This is a genomic window from Streptomyces lydicus, assembly GCF_004125265.1.
In the GTDB taxonomy this organism is placed as follows: domain Bacteria; phylum Actinomycetota; class Actinomycetes; order Streptomycetales; family Streptomycetaceae; genus Streptomyces; species Streptomyces lydicus_C.
In genome coordinates this window covers 1,080,610-1,102,544 of sequence record NZ_RDTE01000003.1, presented here as the reverse complement: position 1 = coordinate 1,102,544, position 21,935 = coordinate 1,080,610, and the positions used below count along the sequence as shown (strand labels likewise).

4 protein-coding genes and 1 pseudogene are annotated in these 21,935 nt (G+C 72.8%); all 5 read left to right on the top strand.

Features of this window, described 5'->3' with window-relative positions; genetic code table 11:
- Positions 1–67: 67 nt before the first annotated feature.
- A pseudogene (locus D9V36_RS41835) lies at positions 68–17,647 on the top strand (type I polyketide synthase); the annotation flags it as partial.
- 31 nt (positions 17,648–17,678) lie between these two features.
- Complete coding sequence (locus D9V36_RS07555; protein ID WP_129293084.1) at positions 17,679–18,602, top strand: ABC transporter ATP-binding protein; 924 nt, start codon at positions 17,679–17,681, stop codon at positions 18,600–18,602.
- Positions 18,603–18,655: 53 nt separating this feature from the next.
- Positions 18,656–19,390: an ABC transporter permease gene (locus tag D9V36_RS07550; protein WP_129293083.1), complete on the top strand. Its 735-nt coding sequence runs from the start codon at positions 18,656–18,658 to the stop codon at positions 19,388–19,390.
- A gap of 1 nt (position 19,391) precedes the next feature.
- Complete coding sequence (locus tag D9V36_RS07545; RefSeq protein ID WP_129293082.1) at positions 19,392–20,666, top strand: macrolide family glycosyltransferase; 1,275 nt, start codon at positions 19,392–19,394, stop codon at positions 20,664–20,666.
- Positions 20,663–21,859: a cytochrome P450 gene (locus tag D9V36_RS07540; RefSeq protein ID WP_129293081.1), complete on the top strand. Its 1,197-nt coding sequence runs from the start codon at positions 20,663–20,665 to the stop codon at positions 21,857–21,859. Before D9V36_RS07545 ends, D9V36_RS07540 begins: the two co-directional genes overlap by 4 nt.
- The last annotated feature ends 76 nt before the right edge of the window (positions 21,860–21,935 follow it).

The following is a 21,935-nucleotide window of genomic DNA, read 5'->3' as shown; positions in this document are numbered from 1 at the left end:
TCGACCGCCGTCGCCCCCGGCGCACAGACCCGGGGAGGCCCCGATGGCGAATGAGGCAAAGCTCCGCGAATACCTCAAGCGGGCCACCGCCGACCTGACCCAGGTCCGGCAGCGGCTGCGCGCCGTGGAGTCCGCGAACCACGAGCCGATCGCCATCGTCGGCATGGCCTGCCGGTTCCCCGGCGGCGTAGGCAGCCCCGAGGAGCTCTGGCAGCTGGTGTCCCGGGACACCGACGCGATCTCCGCGTTCCCCGAGGACCGCGGCTGGGACCTGAGCTTTTTCGACGCCGCGGACGCGGCGGGCGGCACCTTCCAACGGAAGGGCGGATTCCTGCGCGACGTCGCGGACTTCGACCCCTCCCTGTTCGGGATCTCGCCGCGCGAGGCCCTGGCCATGGACCCTCAGCAGCGCCTGATGCTGGAGACCTCCTGGGAGGCCGTGGAGCGGGCGGGCATCGACCCGACCTCGCTGCGCGGCAGCCGCACCGGGGTCTTCGCCGGCGTGATGTACAACGAGTACGCCGCCCGTGCCCTGGACATCCCGGAGGGCGTGGCCACCTACCTGGGCACCGGCAGCGCTCCCAGCGTCGTCACCGGCCGGGTGGCGTACACCCTCGGCTTGGAGGGCCCGGCGGTCACCGTCGACACGGCCTGCTCGTCCTCCCTGGTGGCCCTGCACCTGGCCGCGCAGGCGCTGCGCGGCGGCGAGTGCTCGCTCGCCCTGGCCGGTGGCGTCGCAGTGATGGTCACCACGAACACGTTCGTCGACTTCGCGATGTCCGGCGGTCAGTCGCCGGACGGCCGGTGCAAGGCGTTCGGCGCGGACGCCGACGGTGCGGGCTGGGCCGAGGGCGTCGGCATGCTCCTGGTGGAGCGCCTCTCCGACGCCCGCCGCAATGGTCACCGGGTTCTTGCCGTCGTACGGGGTTCGGCGGTCAACCAGGACGGCGCCTCCAGCGGGCTCACCGCCCCCAACGGTCCCTCCCAGCAGCGCGTCATCCGCCAGGCCCTCGCCAACGCCCGCCTGACCGCCGCCGACGTCGACGCCGTCGAGGCGCACGGCACCGGCACCACGCTCGGCGACCCCATCGAAGCGCAGGCGCTCCTGGCCACCTACGGCCAGGAGCGCGCGGGGGGCCGGCCCCTCTTCCTGGGCTCCCTGAAGTCGAACATCGGCCATGCCCAGGCGGCAGCCGGTGTCGGCGGCGTCATCAAGTCCGTGATGGCGATACGCCACGGAGTCCTGCCCAGGACGCTGCACGCCGATGAGCCGTCGCCGCACGTCGACTGGTCGGCGGGTGCGGTGGAACTGCTGACCGAGTCCCGCCCGTGGCCCGAGACCGGCGAACCCCGCAGGGTGGGTGTCTCGTCGTTCGGCGTGAGCGGCACCAACGCGCACACCATCATCGAACAGGCACCGGAAGAAGTGCCGGAAGAACCCCTCGGCACCGTGACCCCCGCGTCCGGACCGCTGCCGTGGCCGGTGTCGGGCAAGACCCCCGCCGCGCTGGCGGGCCAGGCGGCCCGCCTCCTCGCGTGGCTGGACGACGCCCCGTCGGCCGACCCGGCCGACGTGGGCCTCTCCCTGGTCACCTCGCGGGCCGCGCTCGACCATCGCGCGGTCGTCCTGGGCGAGGACCGGGACGACTTCCGCCGCGGCCTGGAAGCACTCGCCCGCGGCGCGGAGACGCCCGGCGTCGTCCTGCGCACCGGTGACACGGGCCGGGGCGCCCCCGTCTTCGTCTTCCCGGGACAGGGCTCCCAGTGGACCGGCATGGCGGCCGGACTGCTGGACTCCTCCGAGGTGTTCCGGGAGCGGATCGCGGAGTGCGAGCAGGCCCTCTCCGCATTCGTGGACTGGTCGCTGACCGACGTGCTGCGCGCCGAGGGCGACGAGGGGCAGGTCCTCCTCGACCGCGTCGACGTCGTCCAGCCCGTGCTGTGGGCCGTCATGGTCTCCCTCGCCGGACTCTGGCGCGCGGCAGGCGTCCAGCCGTCGGCGGTCGTCGGGCACTCGCAAGGCGAGATCGCCGCCGCCGTCGCCGCGGGCGCGCTGAGCGTCGAGGACGGCGCTCGCGTCGTCGCCCTGCGCAGCCGCGCCATCGCCGCCGTCCTGGCCGGTCAGGGTGGCATGGTCTCCCTGATGCTCGGCCGCGCCGAAGCCGACGCACTCGTCGCCCCCTGGGGCGCAGCCCTGTCAGTGGCGGCCGTCAACGGCCCGCTGTCGACCGTCGTCTCTGGCGACGCCCGCGCCCTGGATGAACTCCTCGCCCACTGCGGGCGGAACGGCGTACGCGCCCGCCGCATCGCCGTCGACTACGCCTCCCACTCCGCCCACGTCGAGCAGCTCCGCGAGCGCCTCCTCGACGAACTCGCCCCCATCCGCCCGCGCTCCTGCGACGTGCCCTTCCACTCGACGGTGACGGGCCGGCCGCTGGACACGGCGGGCCTGGACGCCGAGTACTGGTACGAGAACCTGCGCCGCACCGTCGGCTTCGAGCAGGCCACCCGGCAGCTCCTCGCCGAGGGCCACTCGCTGTTCTTGGAGATGAGCCCGCACCCGGTGCTCGTCAACGGCATCAGCGAGACCGTCGAGGACGCGGGCGCGCGGGCCGCCGTCCTGGGTACCCTGCACCGCGGCGAAGGCGGTGCGCACCGCTGGTTCACGGCCCTGGCCGACGCCCACGTCCACGGCGCCACCGTGGACTGGACCACCGTCCTCGCCCCGCACGGCGGCCGGCGCGTCGAGCTGCCTACGTACGCCTTCCAGCGCAAGCGCTACTGGCTGGAGACCCTGCGCACGGCGCCGCTGCCTGCCGCGGACGAGAACACCGCGCCGGACTCCTGGCGCTACCGCACCGACTGGCGTACCTCCCCGCTCGACCAGGCGCCCCTGTCCGGGACATGGCTGCTGCCGTTCCCGGCTGGCCTCGCCGGCGACGCGCTCGTCGTCGACGTACGCGAAACCCTTGAGGCGGCCGGAGCCACCGTGCTGTCCCTGGAACTGCCTGCCGGGGGACACGACCGGCACACCCTCGCGGCGAGGCTCGGCGAGCTGACCGACCCCGGAAAGCTGGCCGGGGTCCTCTCGTTGCTCGCCCTCAACGAGGCCCCCGACCCGGCCGAACCGGACGTCCCCACCGCGCTCGCCGACTCCCTCACTCTGCTCCAGGCCCTGCACGGCGCAGGCAGCGACGCCCCCTTGTGGTGCCTCACCCGGGGCGCCGTCGCCATTGGTGACGACGACCCGATCACCCACCCCCTCCAGGCACTGGTCTGGGGATTCGGCCGCATCGCCGCCCACGAATACCCGCGCTGGGGCGGCCTCGTGGACCTCGCGGACGGCACGGGCACCCGGCGGGCGCTCTCCCGGCTGTCCGGCGTCCTCGCCAAGGGCACCGGCGAGGACCAGGTCGCCCTGCGCGCCTCCGGCGCCTACGTCCCGCGCCTCGTCCGTGCGGCCACGGCCGGCACCCCCGCCGTACGCGACTGGAAGCCGAGCGGCACCGTTCTGATCACCGGGGCCACCGGCGGCATCGGCTCCCATGTCGCCCGCTGGCTCGCCCGCAGCGGTGCCGACCACCTGCTCCTCATCAGCCGCCGCGGCACCGCCGCGCCCGGCGCCGAGGACCTCCTCGCCGAACTCACCGGTATGGGCATCGAGGTCACCATGGCCGCCGCCGACCCGGCCGACCGCGAGGTCCTGGCGGGCCTGCTCGACGCGATCCCCGAGGAGCACCCGCTGACGGCGGTCTTCCACGCCGCCGGCGTGGTCGACTCCAGCATCCTCGACTCCCTCACCGCCGACCGTATGGCCACCGCCCTGCGCCCCAAGCTCCAGGTCACGCAGAACCTGCACGAACTGACCCGGGAACTGGACCTGTCCGCGTTCGTCCTGTTCTCCTCGCTCGCCGCGGTCTTCGGCGCGGCGGGCGAGGGCAACTACGGCCCGGGCAACGCCTACCTCGACGCCCTGGCCCAGTACCGCCGCGCCGAGGGCCTGCCCGCGACCTCCGTCGCCTGGGGCTCGTGGGACGGCGCCGGGATGGCCGCGGGCGACATCGGTGATGCCATGTCACGCCACGGCATCCCGCGGATGGCCCCGGAGCTGGGCATCGAGGGCCTCCAGCAGGCCCTCGACCACGACGACGTCACCGTCGCCGTTGCGGACATCGACTGGCCGACCTTCTCCTACTTCTTCACCGCCACCACCGCCACCCACCTCCTCGACGCCCTGGACACCGCCGCCCGCCCAGCGGCCCCGAGCCCCGCGCACGTACCGGACGAGGAGTCGCAGGGCGACGCCCCGCCGCTGCTGCGGACCCTACGGGAGGCCTCACAGGCCGAGCGCAACCGCACCCTGCTGGCTCTCGTCCGCGACCAGCTGCGGCAGGTGCTGGGCTACGAGTCGGCCGACGAGATCGAGCCCGGCCGGCCCTTCCAGAACCTCGGCCTGTCCTCGGCGGGCTCCGTGGAACTGCGCAACCGCATCGCCCTGACGACCGGCCTGCGCGCCCCCGCCACGGTCGTCTTCGACTACCCGACGTGCCTCGCACTCGCCGGCTACCTCGGCGAACAGCTCGCCGAGCGGACCGGACCGGCCGGGCGGCCCGGGCAGAGCAGCCCGGCCGCGCAGGCCCGTCGCGCCGTACCTGACGACGACCCCGTCGCGATCATCGGCATGAGCTGCCGCTTCCCCGGCGGAGTCCGCTCGCCGGAGGACCTGTGGCAGCTGGTCCGCAGCGGCACCGACGCGCTGACCCCGCTCCCCGAGGACCGCGGATGGGACCTCGAGGGGCTCTACCACCCGGACCCCGACCACCCCGGCACCAGCTACGCCCGCGAGGGCGGATTCATCCCCGACGCGACGGAGTTCGACGCCGGGCTGTTCGGGATCTCGCCGCGCGAGGCCCTCGCCATGGACCCGCAGCAGCGCCTCCTGCTGGAAGCCTCCTGGGAGGTCTTCGAGCGGGCGGGAATGGACCCGCGCGCCCTGCGTGGCAGCCAGACCGCCGTGTTCGCAGGCACCGGCGGCCAGGACTACATCAGCCTGCTCGCCGCCTCCGCCGAGTCCACCGAGGGCTACCTCGCCACCGGCGGCGCACCGAGCGTGGTCTCGGGCCGTGTGTCGTACGTCTTCGGGCTCGAAGGCCCCGCGGTCACCGTCGACACCGCCTGCTCGTCCTCCCTGGTCGCCCTCCACCTGGCCGTGCAGGCGCTGCGCAAGGGCGAATGCGACCTCGCGCTCGCGGGCGGCGTGAGCGTGCTGTCCAGCCCCAGCATCTTCGTCGAGTTCAGCAGCCAGCGCGGCATGTCGTCGGACGGCCGCTGCAAGTCCTTCGCCGCCGCGGCCGACGGCGCCGGATGGGGCGAGGGCGTCGGCGTGCTCCTGGTGGAGCGCCTCTCCGACGCCCGACGCAACGGCCACCGGGTGCTGGCGGTCGTCCGCGGCTCCGCCATCAACTCCGACGGCGCCTCCAACGGCCTGACCGCTCCCAACGGCCCCTCCCAGCAGCGCGTCATCCGTCAGGCCCTCGCCGGCGCAGGACTGACCGCCGCCGACGTCGACGCCATCGAGGCACACGGCACCGGCACCACCCTCGGTGACCCGATCGAGGCACAGGCGCTCCTCGCCACGTACGGCCAGGACCGCCCGGCCGACCGGCCGCTGCTGCTCGGCTCGGTCAAGTCCAACATCGGCCACACCCAGGCCGCGGCCGGCATGGCCGGTGTGATCAAGACGGTCATGGCGATGCGCCACGGCGAGCTGCCGCAGACCCTGCACGTCGACGCGCCGTCGCCGCACGTGGACTGGTCGGCCGGCGCCGTGGAGCTGCTGACCGAGACCCGGCCGTGGCCCGAGACCGGCGGACCGCGCCGCGCGGGCATCTCTTCCTTCGGCATCAGCGGCACCAACGCGCACACCATCATCGAGCAGTACGCCGACGACGAGCCAACGTCAGAGCCCGAGCCGATCGCCACTCCAACGGGCACCCTGCTGCCCTGGCTCCTCTCGGCGGGTTCGCCCGACGGCCTGGCCGAGCAGGGCGCCCGGCTGGCCGCCCTGGTCTTCGCGAAGGCGGACCTCCGCCTCAACGACATCGCGCTCTCCCTGGCCACCACCCGCGCCGACCTCGACCACCGCGCGGTCCTGCTCTCCTCGGACCGGGACGGCTTCCTGGCCGGACTGGACGCCCTGAACGCGGGCCGCACGGCGACCGGACTGGTCACAGGTACGACGGGGTCCGGTCTGACGGCGTTCCTGTTCACGGGGCAGGGGGCACAGCGGGCCGGGATGGGCCGGGAGCTGTATACGGCGTTCCCCGTCTTCGCGCAGGCGTTGGATCTGGTGGCGGAGCGGCTGGACTCCCGGCTGGAGCGTCCGATCCGGGAGGTCCTCTTCGGCGAAGGGGAGTGGATCGACCAGACTACCTACACGCAGGCGGCGCTGTTCGCCCTCGAAGTCGCCCTCTACCGGCTGCTGGAGTCATGGGGTGTCACGCCCGACTTCCTGCTGGGGCACTCCGTCGGTGAGCTGGCCGCCGCGCATGCGGCCGGTGTGCTGTCGCTGGACGACGCGTGCACGCTGGTGGCGGCGCGCGGTCGTCTGATGCAGGCGTTGCCGTCCGGTGGCGCGATGCTGGCCGTCGAAGGCGTCGAGTCCGAGATCGCGGCGGCCGTGGCCTCGTACGAGAACCGGGTCGGCATCGCCGCGGTCAACGGGCCGACCTCCGTGGTGATTTCAGGTGACGCGGACGCCGTTGCGGAGCTGGAGTCCACCTGGCGTGAGGCGGGCCGTCGGGTCAAGCGGCTGACGGTCTCGCACGCCTTCCACTCACCGCGCATGGACGCCATGCTCGACGAGTTCGCCGCCGTGGCGGCCGAGTTGGCCTTCCACGTCCCGCAGCTGCCGATCGTCTCCAACGTGAGCGGGGAGCTTGCAGACGCGGAGGAGATCCGGACCCCGGAGTACTGGGTCCGGCATGTCCGCGAGGCCGTCCGCTTCGCCGACGGCGTCCAGTGCCTGGCTGATCAGGGTGTGTCCACGCTCATCGAGCTCGGCCCGGACGGAACCCTCTCCGCCATGGCCCAGCAGACCGCCGACCTCGTGGCCGTGCCCGCCCTGCGCGGTGACCGCGACGAGACCGAGACGGTCCTGACCGCCCTGGCCACCGCCCACACCCACGGCACCCCCGTCGACTGGGCCGCCGTCCTGGCCCCGCACCACGGCCGGACCGTCGAACTGCCCACGTACGCCTTCCAACGCCGCCGCTACTGGCCGTCGTTCAGCTCTGCCGTGCCCGCCGTCCCCACCTCCGCGGACCCGGCCGAAGAGCACTTCTGGGCCGCGGTGGAGGCCGAGGACCCGGACGCGATCGCCGGCGCCCTCGGCCTGGACGACCGGCACGGGCTCGACTCCCTGCTGCCCGCGCTGTCGGCTTGGCGCAAGAAGCACCGGGAGCAGTCCGCCGCGGACTCCTGGCGCTACCGGATCGGTTGGGAGCCGCTTCCCGAGCCGGGAGCCGCCCGGCTCTCCGGCACCTGGCTGATGCTGGCCGAAGAGGCGAGCGCCCTGGCCGACGACACGGCCGCCGCGCTCCGGCGCGCGGGCGCGACCCCCGTCGTACTGGCACCCGTCTCCTCCGAAGAGACCGCGTCGGAGCTGGCCCGGCGGCTACGGGACGCCGCAGCTGGACCCGACGGGCCCGCCGGAGTCCTCGCGCTGCCCGCCGCCACACCCCTGGACCCCCGGGGCCTGGCACGGCTCGTCGCCACCGTGACCCTGCTGCGGGCGCTGGGCGAGACCGGTTTCGCCGCGCCCCTGTGGTGCGCCACCTCCGGTGCCGTGTCCGCGGTGCGTTCCGACCGCCCCGTACAGCCGGAGCAGGCGGCCCTGTGGGGTCTGGGCCGGGTTGCGGCCCTGGAGTCCCCGCAGCGCTGGGGCGGACTGGTCGACCTGCCGGAGCGACTGGACGAGCGGGCCGGTGACCGGCTCGCCCGTCTTCTGTCGGGCGAACTCGGTGAGGATCAGGTCGCGTTGCGCGGCGCCGTCCTGTTCGGCCGCCGCCTGCACCACGCCCCCTCCTCCGACGCACTCGGCATTCAGCCTGCCTGGACCGCGCCCGCGTCGGCGCTCGTCACCGGCGGCACCGGTGCCCTCGGCGCACAGCTCGCCCACTGGCTGGCCGAGCGGGGCACCACCCGGTTGGTGCTGCTCTCCCGGCACGGGGACACCGCACCCGGTGCGGCCGAACTCATCGCCGGCCTGGCCGAATCGGGTGCCGAGGCCACCGTCCACGCGTGCGACGTCGCGGACCGTGCCGCGCTCGCCGCCGTACTGCGCGAGCACCCGGTGGATGCGGTGTTCCACACCGCCGGTGTCCTGGACGACGGAGTCCTCGAGTCCCTCACCCCCGAGCGGCTGCGCACCGTGCTCGACGCGAAGGCGCTCGGCGCCGCGCACCTGGACGAGCTGACCGGGCCCGACTTGGACGCGTTCGTCGTGTTCTCGTCGGTCGCGGGCACCCTGGGCAGCTCCGGGCAGGGCGCGTACGCCGCCGCCAACGCTCACCTCGACGCCCTCGTCGCCCGCCGCCGAGCCCACGGCCTGCCGGGCACCTCCGTTGCCTGGGGAGCCTGGGCCGGTTCCGGCATGGCCGCCGACGAGACGGCGACGCAGCGGATGCGAGGCGCCGGGATTCCCGCCATGGAGCCCCGGTCGGCGCTCGCCGCACTCGGCCGGACGCTGGCCGAAGGGGACCGGGGCGGCGATGGGTGCGTCGTGGTGGCCGACGTGGACTGGGCCCGCTTCGCGCCGCGGTTCGCCGCTACCCGGCCGAGCCCCCTCCTCTCCACGCTCCCCGAACTGCGACAGGCCGCTCCTGCGGAGCCGCAGGCCGCCGCGCCGGGCAACGCCCTGGAGCGGCGGCTCCGTATCCCCGATGGGCGTCGTCAGCTCCTCCTCGACGTCGTCCGCGAACACGCCGCACTCGTCCTCGGGCACGGCTCCGCCGGTGCGATCGGAGCCGGGCGCGCCTTCCGCGACCTGGGCTTCGACTCGCTTACCGCCCTCGAACTGCGCAATCTGCTGGGCGCGGCCACCGGCCTCGCCCTGCCCGCCGGGCTGGTCTTCGACCACCCGACACCGCAGGCGCTCGCCGCGTACCTGGACGGCGAACTGGGCAGCGGGATCCGCCCGGACACCACCTCCCCGGTCGCCATCGTGGCCACCGACGACGAACCGATCGCCATCATCGGCATGAGCTGCCGCTTCCCCGGCGGCGTCGGCTCTCCCGAGGACCTGTGGCAGCTGCTGTCCGACGGCACGGACGCCATGTCCGATTTCCCCGCCAACCGCGGCTGGGACCTCGACGCCCTCTTTCACCCCGACCGGGAGCACACCGGAACCTCGTACACCCGGGTCGGCGGATTCCTCTACGAGGCGGGGGAGTTCGACGCCGGGCTCTTCGGGATCTCGCCGCGCGAGGCCCTCGCCATGGATCCGCAGCAGCGGCTCCTCCTGGAGGCCTCGTGGGAGGTCTTCGAGCGGGCCGGGATCGACCCCGCCTCGGTGCGGGGTTCGCGCACAGGCGTTTTCGCCGGTACGAACGGGCAGCCGTACGGTGCCCTGCTGGCCGGCCGGGCGGCCGACGTCGAGGGCCACATGGGTACGGGCAACGCGGCCAGCGTGATGTCGGGCCGCGTCAGTTACGCCTTCGGTCTCGAAGGCCCCGCCATGACCGTCGACACCGCGTGCTCCTCCTCCCTCGTTGCCCTGCACCTCGCCGTGCAGGCCCTGCGCGGCGGCGAGTGCTCGCTCGCGCTGGCGAGCGGGGTGACCGTCATGGCCAACCCGGGGATCTTCGTCGAGTTCAGTGCCCAGCAGGGCCTCGCTGCGGACGGGCGCTGCAAGGCGTTCGGCGCGGGCGCGGACGGCACCGGCTGGGGCGAGGGTGTCGGCGTTCTGCTCGTGGAGCGCCTTTCGGACGCCCGCCGCAACGGTCATGAGGTCCTGGCGGTCGTACGGGGCTCCGCAGTCAACCAGGACGGCGCGTCCAACGGGCTCACCGCCCCCAAGGGACCCTCCCAGGAACGCGTCATCCGTCAGGCCCTCGCCAATTCGGGTCTGACCACCGCCGACATCGACGCCGTCGAGGCACACGGCACCGGCACGAAGCTGGGCGACCCGATCGAGGCGGAGGCGCTCCTCGCCACGTACGGCCGGGACCGTGACGCGGACCGGCCGCTGTGGCTGGGCTCGGTCAAGTCCAACATCGGGCACACCCAGGCCGCCGCCGGTGTCGCGGGCGTCATCAAGATGGTCATGGCCATGCGCTACGGCACCCTGCCCAGGACCCTGCACGCCGACGAACCGACGCCCCACGTGGCGTGGGGCTCCGGTGCGGTCGAGCTGCTCACCGAGGCCCGGGCATGGCCCGGGCAGGAGGACCGGCCGCGCCGCGCGGGCATCTCCTCGTTCGGCGTGAGCGGCACCAACGTGCACACCATCATCGAGGAGGCTCCCGCGACAGCCCCGCCCCCCGGTACCCGGACCCGGACGACGGGTTCCCTGCCGTGGGTCGTCTCGGGTAACACCCCCGAGGCCCTGGCCGCCCAGGCGGGCCGCCTGCGCGACTGGCTCTCGGGCGACCGGGAGGCCGTTCCGGACCCGGCTGACGTGGCCCTGTCCCTGGTCGCCTCCCGTGCGGCGCTGGAACACCGAGCCGTGGTCCTCGGCCCAGACACCGACACCCTCCTCCGCGGACTCGACGCGCTGGCACGTGGCGAGCAGGCCCCCTCTCTGGTGCGCCGCGAAGGCGACACCGGGCAGAGCGGCGCGGTCTTCGTCTTCCCCGGCCAGGGGGCCCAATGGGCAGGAATGGCACGGGAGTTGCTCGACGCCTCGCCCGTGTTCCGGGAGAGCATCGAGGAGTGCGAGCGGGCACTCGCCCCGTTCACCGACTTCTCGCTGCTTGACGTGCTGCGCTCCGACGACGCACTGCTGGAGCGGGTCGACGTCGTCCAGCCGGTGCTGTGGGCCGTCATGGTCTCCCTTGCCGCGCTGTGGCGTTCTGCCGGAGTGGCCCCGGCCGCGGTCGCCGGCCACTCCCAGGGCGAGATCGCCGCCGCCGTCGTGGCGGGCGGGCTCAGTATCGAGGACGGCGCCCGCGTCGTCGCCCTGCGGAGCCGCGCCATCGCCGAGGTGCTGGCCGGGCAGGGCGGCATGGTATCCGTGGCCCTCGCCCGCGAAGCCACCGCCGCACTGATCGTTTCCTGGGGCGAGGCCCTCTCCATCGCCGCCGCCAACGGCCCCTCCGCGACGGTGGTTTCGGGCACCGCCCACGCCGTGGACGAGTTCCTGGAGGAGTGCGCGCGGCGCGATCTGCGGGCCCGCCGGATCCCGGTCGACTATGCCTCGCACTCGGCGCAGGTCGAGCACCTCCGGGAGCGGCTGTTCGCCGAACTCGCAGAGCTGCGCCCCCGCACCTCCCGGGTGCCGTTCCACTCGGCGGTGACCGGGCAGGAGCTGGACACGGCCGGCCTCAACGCCGAGTACTGGTACGAGAACCTGCGCCGCACCGTGGAGTTCGAGAGTGTCACACGCGCCCTGCTGGACGCCGGACGCTCGCTGTTCGTCGAGGTCAGCCCGCACCCCGTACTGACCGTCGGCATCGAGGAGACCGTCTCGGACGCCGTCGCCCGCGCCGCCGTCCTCGCCACTCTGCGACGCGGCGAGGGCAGCGGAGAACGCTGGCTGACCGCGCTCGCCCAGGCGTACGTCCAGGGCCTTGCCGTGGACTGGCGCGCGGTGCTCGCGCCCGCCGGCGGACGCCGGGTCGAGCTGCCCACGTACGCCTTCCAACGGCGTCACTACTGGCCCGAGCCGGTGCTCACCGCGGCTGTTTCCCAGACCGCGGCACCGGACTCGCTGGGCTACGAGGTCGCCTGGCAACCCGTCACCCCACTCGGTTCCGCCCGCCCCACCGGCACCTGGATCCTCGTGCGCTCGGCCGCACATGCGGACCACCCGGTCGCCGCAGCCCTGAGCCGGGCCGGCGTCCAGGTCACCGAGGTCGTCGCCGACGAGCCCGACCGCCGGGATCTCGCGGAGCGGCTGCTGGCCGCCGGCGCCGGACAGGCCGCCGGAGTGCTGTCGCTGCTCGCCCTCGACGAGGGCACGATGGCGGACGGGCTCTCCGCCGCACTGGCCGCCACGGTGGCCCTGACCCAGGCCCTCGGGGACTTGGACTGCCCGGCACCGCTGTGGTGCGCCACCCGGGGCGCCGTCTCCATCGGCAGTTCCGACCCGCTCACCGAAGCGACCCAGGCCCTGGTCTGGGGCTTCGGCCGGTCGGCCGCGCTGGAATTCCCGCAGCGCTGGGGTGGGCTGATCGACCTGCCGGACGCCTTCGGCCCCCGTACCGGCGACCGGGTCGTCGCTACGCTGGCGCAGGTGGCGGAGGACCAGGTCGCGGTCCGCGCGGCCGGGGTGTTCGCCCGCAGGCTGCGGCGCACCGCCCGGATCGGCACGGCATTGCACACCCGCCGGGAGACGCCGTCCTTCACCGGCCCCGTCCTGGTCACCGGTGGCACCGGAGCGCTCGGCGCCGAGGTCGCCACCTGGCTCGCCGCGCACGGCACCGAGCGGCTGATCCTCACCAGCCGCAGCGGCCAGGACGCGCCGGGGGCGGCCGAACTCGTCGCAGAACTGGCCGGGCTGGGCGCCGAGGCCACTGTCGTGGCCTGCGACGTCGCGGACCGCGAGGCGCTCGCCGTTGTACTCGAAGCGCACCCGGTCACCGGTGTGGTACACACCGCGGGTGTCGCCCGCACGGTGCCGGTGTCCGAGCTGGACGGCCCCGGCCTCGCCCAGGAACTGCGGGCCAAGGTGACCGGCGCCGCCAACCTGCACGAACTGCTCGCGGACAGGCCACTGGAACTGTTCGTCCTGTTCTCCTCCATCGCTGGAGTCTGGGGCGGAGCCGGTCAGTCCGGCTATGCCGCGGCCAACGCCTACCTGGACGCCCTGGCCCAGCGGCGCCGGGCGGACGGCCTGCCCGCCACCTCGGTGGCCTGGGGTGCCTGGGCCAAGGCGGGCATGGCGACCCGCGACGGGGCGGGAGAGTTCCTGGCCCGGCGCGGCATTCGGCAGATGGCGCCCGACGCGTGCCTGTCGGCGCTCGCTGACGCACGGGACGCGGGGCTCGCCGCCGTGACCGTCGCGGACGTGGACTGGGAGCGGTTCGCCCCCGCGTTCGCCTCGACGCGGCCCAGCTCGCTCATCGGTGACCTGCCCGAGGTCCGTACCGCCCTCGCGGCGGACGACACCGGCACCGCCGCCGATGAGGAGAGGAAGGCTCCGCTCACCGGCTGGATGGCCGTGCTGCCCGCCACCGAGCGGCTGCACACCGTACTCGAGCTCGTCCGCCAGGAGACGGCCGACGTCCTCGGGTACGACGGCACGGAAGCCGTCGAGGCCGACCGTCCCTTCAAGGACTTCGGCATCGACTCGCTCACCGCCGTCCGGGTGCGCAACCGGATCGCCACCGCGACCGGCCTACGGCTGCCGACGACCCTGCTGTTCGACCACCCGACCCCGCGGGCCCTCGCCGGCGCCATGCTGGAGCGGTTGACGCAGGACGGCGTCATTGAGGCCCCCGCGGAGACGCCCCCGGCGCGCAGCCCCCAGGCACTCGCCGACGACCCGATCGCGATCGTCGCCATGAGCTGCCGCTATCCGGGCGGGGCCCACTCCCCGGAGCAGCTCTGGGACCTTGTCGCGGCCGGCGCCGACGGCATGACCCCGTTTCCGGCCGACCGTGGCTGGGAGGCCCTCCTCGGCGGCGGCATTCCGGACCTGGCAGGCGGATTCGTCCACGACGCCCCGGAGTTCGACGCGGCCCTGTTCGGTATCTCGCCGCGCGAGGCCCTCGCCATGGACCCGCAGCAGCGGCTCGTGCTGGAGGCAGCCTGGGAACTGATGGAACGGGCCGGACTCACCCCGCAGGCCCTACACGGCTCCGACACCGGCGTCTTCATCGGCGCCTCCGCATCTGGTTACGGCTCGGCCGGGCTGCCGCTGCCCGCCGAGGTGGCGGGCCACGCGCTCACCGGCAGCGCCAACAGCGTCCTCACCGGCCGGGTGTCCTACGCCTTCGGCCTGGAGGGCCCGTCGGTCACCACCGACACCGCGTGCTCGTCGTCGCTGGTGTCCCTGCACCTGGCCGCGCAGGCGCTGCGCGCGGGGGAGTGCTCCCTGGCCGTGGTCGGCGGCGTCGCGGTGATGGCCGTGCCGGCGGCTTTCGTGGAGTTCGACCGGCAGAACGGCCTCGCCACCGACGGCCGCTGCAAGTCCTTCGCCGCCGGCGCGGACGGCACGGGCTGGGGAGAGGGCGTCGGCATGGTCCTGGTGGAGCGGCTCTCCGACGCCCGCCGCAACGGCCACCAGGTCCTTGCGGTCCTGCGCGGTAGCGCCGTCAACCAGGACGGGGCGTCCAACGGGCTGACCGCCCCGCACGGCCCGGCCCAGCAGAAGGTCATCCGCCAGGCGCTCGCCAACGCCGGACTCCGGCCGGCCGACGTGGACGTCGTCGAGGGCCACGGCACCGGCACGACGCTGGGCGACCCCATCGAGGCGCAGGCCCTGCTCGCCGCGTACGGCCGGGACCGGCCGCAGGACGCCCCGCTGTGGCTGGGCTCCCTGAAGTCCAACATCGGCCATACGCAGGCGGCTTCGGGCATCGCCGGAGTCATCAAGATGGTGCAGGCCCTCCAGCACGGTGTGCTGCCGAAGACCCTGCACGTGGACGAGCCGTCGCCGCACGTGGACTGGTCGGCAGGTGCGGTTGAGCTGCTGCGCGAGGCGCGCGACTGGCCGCGCACGGCCCGCCCGCGCAGGGCCGCCGTCTCCTCGTTCGGTATCAGCGGCACCAACGCGCACGTCATCATCGAGCAGGCGCCGGATGTCGAACAGCCCACGGCCGTGCGGGACGAACCCGCCCGCCCGCAGCCGCCCGTCCTGCCCTGGGTCCTCTCGGCCCGCTCGGCGGACGCACTGCGCGCCCAGGCCGCCCGGCTGTACGCCCACGTGGCGGCGGGCCGGGCCGATCTGGCGGGCATCGGCCGCTCGCTGGCCACCACCCGGGCCGTCCTCGCCCACCGGGCCGCCGTGCTCGCCGCCGACCGCGACGGATTCCTCGACGCGCTCAACGGTATGGCTCAGGGCGCAACTCCGGAGGACTCTGCAGCCACGGTGCTGCGCGGTTCTGGCAGCGGACGGCTGGCGTTCCTGTTCCCGGGCCAGGGGGCGCAGCGGCCCGGCGCGGGCCGCGGGCTCAACGACACGTTCCCGATCTTCGCAGAGGCGCTGGACGCTGTCTGCGCCCGGTTCGACTCCGTGGCTGCTCTCGAACTTCCGCTGCGCGAGGTGCTGTTCGCCGACGCGGGTATACCTGGCGCGACGCTGCTGGACCGCACCGACTACACGCAGGCCGCTCTGTTCGCGCTCTCGGTGGCGACCTGCCGGTTGTACGAGGCGTGGGGGATCGCGCCCGACCTGCTACTCGGCCACTCGGTCGGCGAACTCTCCGCGGCCCACGTCGCCGGGGTGCTCTCCCTCGACGACGCCTGCATGCTGGTCGCGGCCCGCGGCAGGCTGATGGAGCGAACCCCGGAGGGCGCCATGCTCGCGGTGGAGCTGGGCGAGGAAGAGACGGCCGCACTGCTCGACGGGCTTGACGGCCAGGCATGTGTCGCCGCGGTCAACGGCCCGGCCTCGGTCGTCCTCTCCGGCGAACCGGAGGCGGTCGACGCGCTCGCTGCCCGGGCGCAGGAGGCCGGCCACCGAGTACGGCGGCTTGCTGCCTCGCACGGCTTCCACTCGCCCCTCATGGACGGCATGCTCGACGAGTTCGCCACCGTGGCGAAGGGGCTGGACTTCCGGGCGCCGCGCTTGCCGATCGTCTCCAACGTCACGGGACGGCTCGCCGACGCCGACGAGATCCGGACCCCCGAATACTGGGTGCGCCAGGTGAGCTCGGCCGTACGGTACGCCGACGGGGTGGACACCCTGCATGGTCGCGACGTCTCCACCTACCTCGAAGTCGGCCCAGGCGGCATCCTCACCGCCCTGACCCGGCACTGCCTCGACCGGCGCACGACCGTCGCCGGCCAGGACCTCGCCGCCGTCGCGTCGCTGCCACGGGGCCGCGGCGAGGCCGAAGCGCTCATGGAGGCCGTCGCCCGGCTGCACGTACGCGGCGTGCGGGTCGACTGGCAGGAGGTGTACGAGGGCTGGGGCGGCGCTCCGGCGACCGCGCTGCCCACGTACGCCTTCCAACGGGAGCGCTACTGGCCCGAGCCCGTTACCCAGCTGCCGCCCGCCTCGGCACCGGTTGCCCCCGCGACCAGCGTCGTGGAGGAGATGACCGCAGACGCGGTTGCCCACGGCCGGCCGGCCGACTCGGTGTTCGAGCTGCGCAGCCGCCTGGAGGACCTGCCCGAGGCCGATCGCCTCCGTGAACTGCTGACCCTCGTGCGGCAGAGTGCGGCCCGTGTCCTCGGACATCGGAACGCGGATCTGGTCGAGCCGGAGCACACCTTCCTGGAGGTCGGCTTCGACTCCCTCACCGCCCTGGAACTGCGCGACACGCTGCACGCCCGGACCGGACTCGACCTACCGGGAACGCTCACCTTCGAACACCCCACCCCGCTCGGACTGGCTCAGCACCTGCACGCCGGACTGCTGACGGCAGCGGGTGCGCCCGGTACAACCCCCACCACCGCGCCCGCGGCCCCGCTCCTGGGCATCTCGCCCACGGACACCAACCCCGCAGGGCTGCTCGACTCCCTCTACCAGGAGGCGATCCGGGAGCGGAAGATCCCCGAGTTCCTCGAACTCACCGCCAGGGCGGCACAGTTCCGCCCCAAAGCCCGCACGCTCTCCGAGCTGTCCGCCCCGGCCCCGCTTGTCCGGCTGAACCGAGGTGGGGAGCGAGGCCTCCTCTTGATAGGCACCAGCGGCACCAGTGCCGCCGGCGGCCCGCACGAGTTCGCGCGGCTCGCCACAGCGCTCCGGGGCCGCCGCGACGTCGCCGGGATCCCGGCACTGGGCTACGGGCGCGGCGAACTGCTGCCCGCCACACTGGACGTGGCGATGGGCTGGCAGGCCGAGACGATCCTGCGCGAGACCGACGGCGCCGGATTCGTGCTCTACGGGCACTCCGGCGGAGCCGTGCTCGCGCACGCACTGGCAAAGCACCTGGAGGCCATCGGCGCGGCCCCGTCCGCGCTGATCCTGGCGGACATCTACCCCTTCGAACACCCCATGATGACCGCCTGGAACGCCGAACTCTCCGAGGGCGTGGTCCGTCAGGACCCCGCGGCGGGCGGTGCGCCGAACCGGGCACACATCCCGCTGGACGACATCCGCCTGACCGCCATGGCCTGGTACGGAACCGTCTGCCAGGACTGGGAGCGCACCGCCACCACCGCCCCGACGCTGCTGGTACGGGCTTCCGAACCGCTCGGTGCCGTCCCCGACGGCGAGGAGTGGCGCAGCACCTGGGCGCACGCGCACACCACGACGGACGTGCCGGGCGACCACTTCACGATGACCGCAGAACATGCCGAGACCACGGCGCTCGCCATCGAGCGCTGGCTGACAGAGGTGCTGTGACATGACAGACGAACTCCACGACGAAGCAGTCCGCGACGGTGAATTCCTGGCCCGCGCGGTCGGCGTCACCCGCCGCTACGGCGACATGACCGCCGTCGACCGGATGGACCTGGACATCCCGGCCGGCCAGCTCCTGGGCCTGCTGGGCCCCAACGGGGCGGGCAAGAGCACGCTGATCAACATGTTCGTCGGGCTGCGCCGCCCCACCGAGGGCCGCATCGAGCTCTTCGACCGCGACCCCCGGGACATGAAGGCCCGTGTGCGCATGGGTGTCACCCCGCAGGAGACCGGACTGCCGGACATGGCACGGGTCGGAGAGGTCGTCGACTTCGTCGCTGCCCACTACCCCGACCCCCTCAAGTGCGGGGAGATCCTGGACTGGTTCGGTCTCGGTGAGCTGGTGCGCAAGCAGACGGGCGGGCTCTCCGGCGGCCAGAAGCGGCGCCTAGCCGTCGCTCTGGCCTTCGTCGGCCGCCCTGACCTGGTCTTCCTGGACGAACCGACCACCGGACTGGACGTTGAGGGCCGGCAGACGCTCTGGGACGCGATCAAGGAGTTCCACGGCAGAGGCGGCACCGTCGTGCTGACCAGCCACTATCTGGAAGAGGTCGAACAGTTGGCGCAGCGCGTCGTCGTCGTGGACGGCGGCCGCTGCGTGGCCGACGACAGTGTCGAGGCACTGCGCCGGATCAGCGGACTGCGCCGGGTCAGTGTGCTCGCCCCCGGACTGCCGCCGCTCGCCGGTGCGCTGGGCATCGAGCGGGACGGCGACCGGGTTCGGATGGTCACCGCCGACGCGGACCAGCTCGTACGCGAACTGGTGGCGTCCGGAGCCACCTTCACCGACCTGGAGGTCCGGTCGGGCTCGCTCCAGGACGCGTTCCTGGCCCTCACCGGCAAGGCCCCGGCTTCCATGTCCGCCTGACACCCGTGTCCGTGTGTCCCCCTCCCGGACCGCCCCAGCTTCCTAGGGACCTCATGCAAGCGATCATCGTCAACATCAAGTTCGAGCTGGTCCAGGCGCTGCGCATACCGATGGTCTACGTCGGCATGCTCTTCCTGCCCTCCGTCGGCATGCTGCTCTACGTCCTGCCCAGTGCGCATTCCCCCGGCACCATCGTCATGAGCACCGCCTCGATGTGCCTGTTCACCGTCCTGATCCTCTGCTCGGCGCAGTACGGCACCGGCATCGCGGACGCGCGGATGCGGCCGTGGGGCGGGTTCGTCCGTACGCTGCCCGGTGGACCGGTGCCGAAGATGACCGCCATGATCGGCCTGAGCCTGCTGCTGGCCGTCGTCGGCAGCCTCCCGATGATCGGCATCGCGGCGCTCGGCACCGACGCCACCCTGCCCCTCGGTCGGCTGTTGCTCGGTCTGCTGGCGCTGGGCTTGGCCGTCGTGCCGTTCGGCCTGCTGACCCTGACCATCGGGTACGCGGTCAATCCCTACCTCGTGCACGTGCTGGCGACCGTCCTGCCCATGGTGCTCGCCTACCTTGGCGGCTACTTCGCGGACCCGGCCGCCGACTCTGGCTTCATCGCCACGATCGCCCCGTTCACCCCGGCCCGCGGCCCGGCCGAGTTGGTGTGGGCCGCCGTCGGCGACTACCGGATCAACCCGGTGTCGATGGTGATGCTCCTGGTGTGGACGGCCGTCTTCGCCGTCCTGGCCGCCCGCTCCTACCGGGCCGACGAGGGCCGGCGGTTCCACTGACATGACCGGCACCACAGACAGCGGCATGGCCGACCCCGACGGGACGCGCCGCCACGTCGTCTTCCTCAACAACTCCGGCCTCGGCCACGTGATCCCTACCCTCGACGTCGTAGCCGAGCTGGTGCGACGCGGCCACGAGGTCACCTACGTCACCGGCGGCAACATCGTGGACCGCATCGCCGCCACCGGTGCCACCGTCCTCGGCTACCCCTCCGTCCTCGACGAGGTCGACCTCTCCAGGATGGTCACCGCCGACGACACCGCCCGGATGCCCTCCCTGTACCTCCAGGAGGGCAAGCGCGTCCTGCACACGCTGAAGGAGTACCTGGGGGAGCGCCGCCCCGACCTGATCGTCTACGACCTGACGCTCTACCACGTGGCCCGGATCCTCTCCCGAGCCTGGGACGTGCCCGCCGCCGAGACCTTCCCGGCGCTCGCCTCCAACAAACACTTCAAGCTGCTGGACAAGTTGATCGAGAAAATGGGCCGGGCACGCCCCGGGCACCCCGCCCTCCAGGAATTCCTGCGTGAACTGAACGACCTCCTCGCTCAGTACGGCCAGAGCGACACCTCCGTGGAGGAGCTCATCGGCCGCGAGGAGGATCTCAACCTCGTCTTCTACACCCGCTCCTTCCAGCCGGCCGGCGCTACCTTCGACGCCGCCCGCTACCACTTCGTCGGTCCCTGCTTGGAAGGCGCGTCGGCGGCCGAGCAGTGGACCCCGCCCGCCGACGGCAGCCCCGTCGTCCTGATCTCGCTGGGCACCAGCGTCCACCGCAACCCGGACTTCTTCCGGATGTGTGTCGAGACGTTCCGCGACACCCCGTGGCACGTCGTCATGGCAGTGCACAAGGGCATCGACCCTGCCGACCTCGCCCCACTGCCGCCCAACGTCGAGGTGCACACCTGGGCGCCCCAACTGGCCGTGCTGCGCCATGCCGAGGTCTTCGTCTCGCACGCCGGGCTCGGCAGCATCACCGGCGCCCTGTCCACGGGGACCCCCGTGGTTCTGGTGCCCTCGACGCCCGAACACGAGGTGCACGCGCAACGGGTGGCCGAACTCGGCCTCGGCCGGGTCATCCGTTCCGGCAGGCTCGGACCGGACCGGCTGCGTGCCGCAGTGGACGAGGTGAGGGCCGACCATATGACACGCAAACGTGTTTCGAAAATGCAGCAGGACATCGCAGAGGCCGGCGGCCACACAGCCGCTGCCGACGCACTCGAACGTCATATGGCACTCGCAGTGAGCGGATTCGGTACGGGAGGGACAGCGTGACGGAATACTTTGACTTCACCCACCCCCAGTTGGAAGGCGACTATCTGGAGTACTACGGGCGATTTCGGCGTGAAGATCCCGTCCACTGGACCCCTTACGGGTACTGGATGCTTTTCAAGTACGACGATGCGGACGCGCTGCTGCGCAGTTCGGACACGTCCAGCGACTTTCCGTCCAACACCCATTGGGCGTCGACTCGGGGCGGCCCCACCAGCCCCGTCATGAAGTCCGCCTGCCACTGGATGCTGATGAAGGACGGTGACGCTCACCGTCGGCTTCGCCGCGGCGTCGGCAAGCTCTTCACACCCCGGATGCTGGACCAGCTCCGCACCCGCATCCCGCAGATCGTGAATGGACTTCTCGATGGAATCGGCCCCGACGGCGGGGAGATCGACGCGATGAGTGCCCTGGCCGTACCGCTGCCGGTCACCGTCGTCAGCGAACTGATGGACATCCCGCCCGAGGACCGCGACTTCTTCCGCAGCGTGACCGAACCCGTCGGCCAGATGATCAACCGCTCGATCCCGCCGCGGGACCTGATCGCGATGAACAAGGCCGAGCCCAAGGCTCGCGCCTACCTCTACAAGCTGATCGAGAAGACCCGCAACGAGCCTCCGGCCGACACCCTCGTCTCGCTGATGCTCCATAGCGACGAGGACTATGCGGACGAGGAAGTCGCCGCGAACGCCGCACTTCTCTACAACGCGGGGTACGAGACCACATCCAACCTGATCGGCAACGGACTGCTGGCTCTCCTGCAGCGCCCGGAGGCGCTGCAGGCCCTGCGTGACGATCTCTCCCTCATGCCCACGGCCGTCGAGGAGCTCTCCCGCTTCTACCCGTCCGCCCGTTACGTAGCTCGGATCCTCACCGAGGACATGAGGTTCGGCGACAAGGTCATCCCGGCCGGCGACGCCGCGTTCGTCGCCTTTGAGTCCACCGGCCGGGACTCGGAGCGCTACCCCGACCCCGACCGGCTCGACCTGGGCCGCCGCGGCGTCAAGTCCCTCGCCTTCAGCGCGGGCCCGCACCAGTGCATGGGAAAGCACCTGGCCCTGCTGGAGGTCGGCGTGCTCTTCTCCGAGTTGTTGAAGCGCTACAGCCGCATAGAACTGGCCATCGACACCCCGCGCTACCAGCCGCACTTCAACCTGCGCACCCTGAAGGAGCTCCCCATCCGGCTGTACAAGTAGGGATTTCCCCGTATGAACCGGCCCGGCGTGGCGGGAATTCGCTGTTGATGAATTCCCTCGTGCTGGCCGGTTTATC

Excerpts from the sequence above, each read along its gene's own strand:
- D9V36_RS07555 (WP_129293084.1), top strand. The coding sequence starts at position 17,679 with ATGACAGACGAACTCCACGACGAAGCAGTCCGCGACGGTGAATTCCTG.
- D9V36_RS07550 (WP_129293083.1), top strand. The coding sequence starts at position 18,656 with ATGCAAGCGATCATCGTCAACATCAAGTTCGAGCTGGTCCAGGCGCTG.
- D9V36_RS07545 (WP_129293082.1), top strand. The coding sequence starts at position 19,392 with ATGACCGGCACCACAGACAGCGGCATGGCCGACCCCGACGGGACGCGC.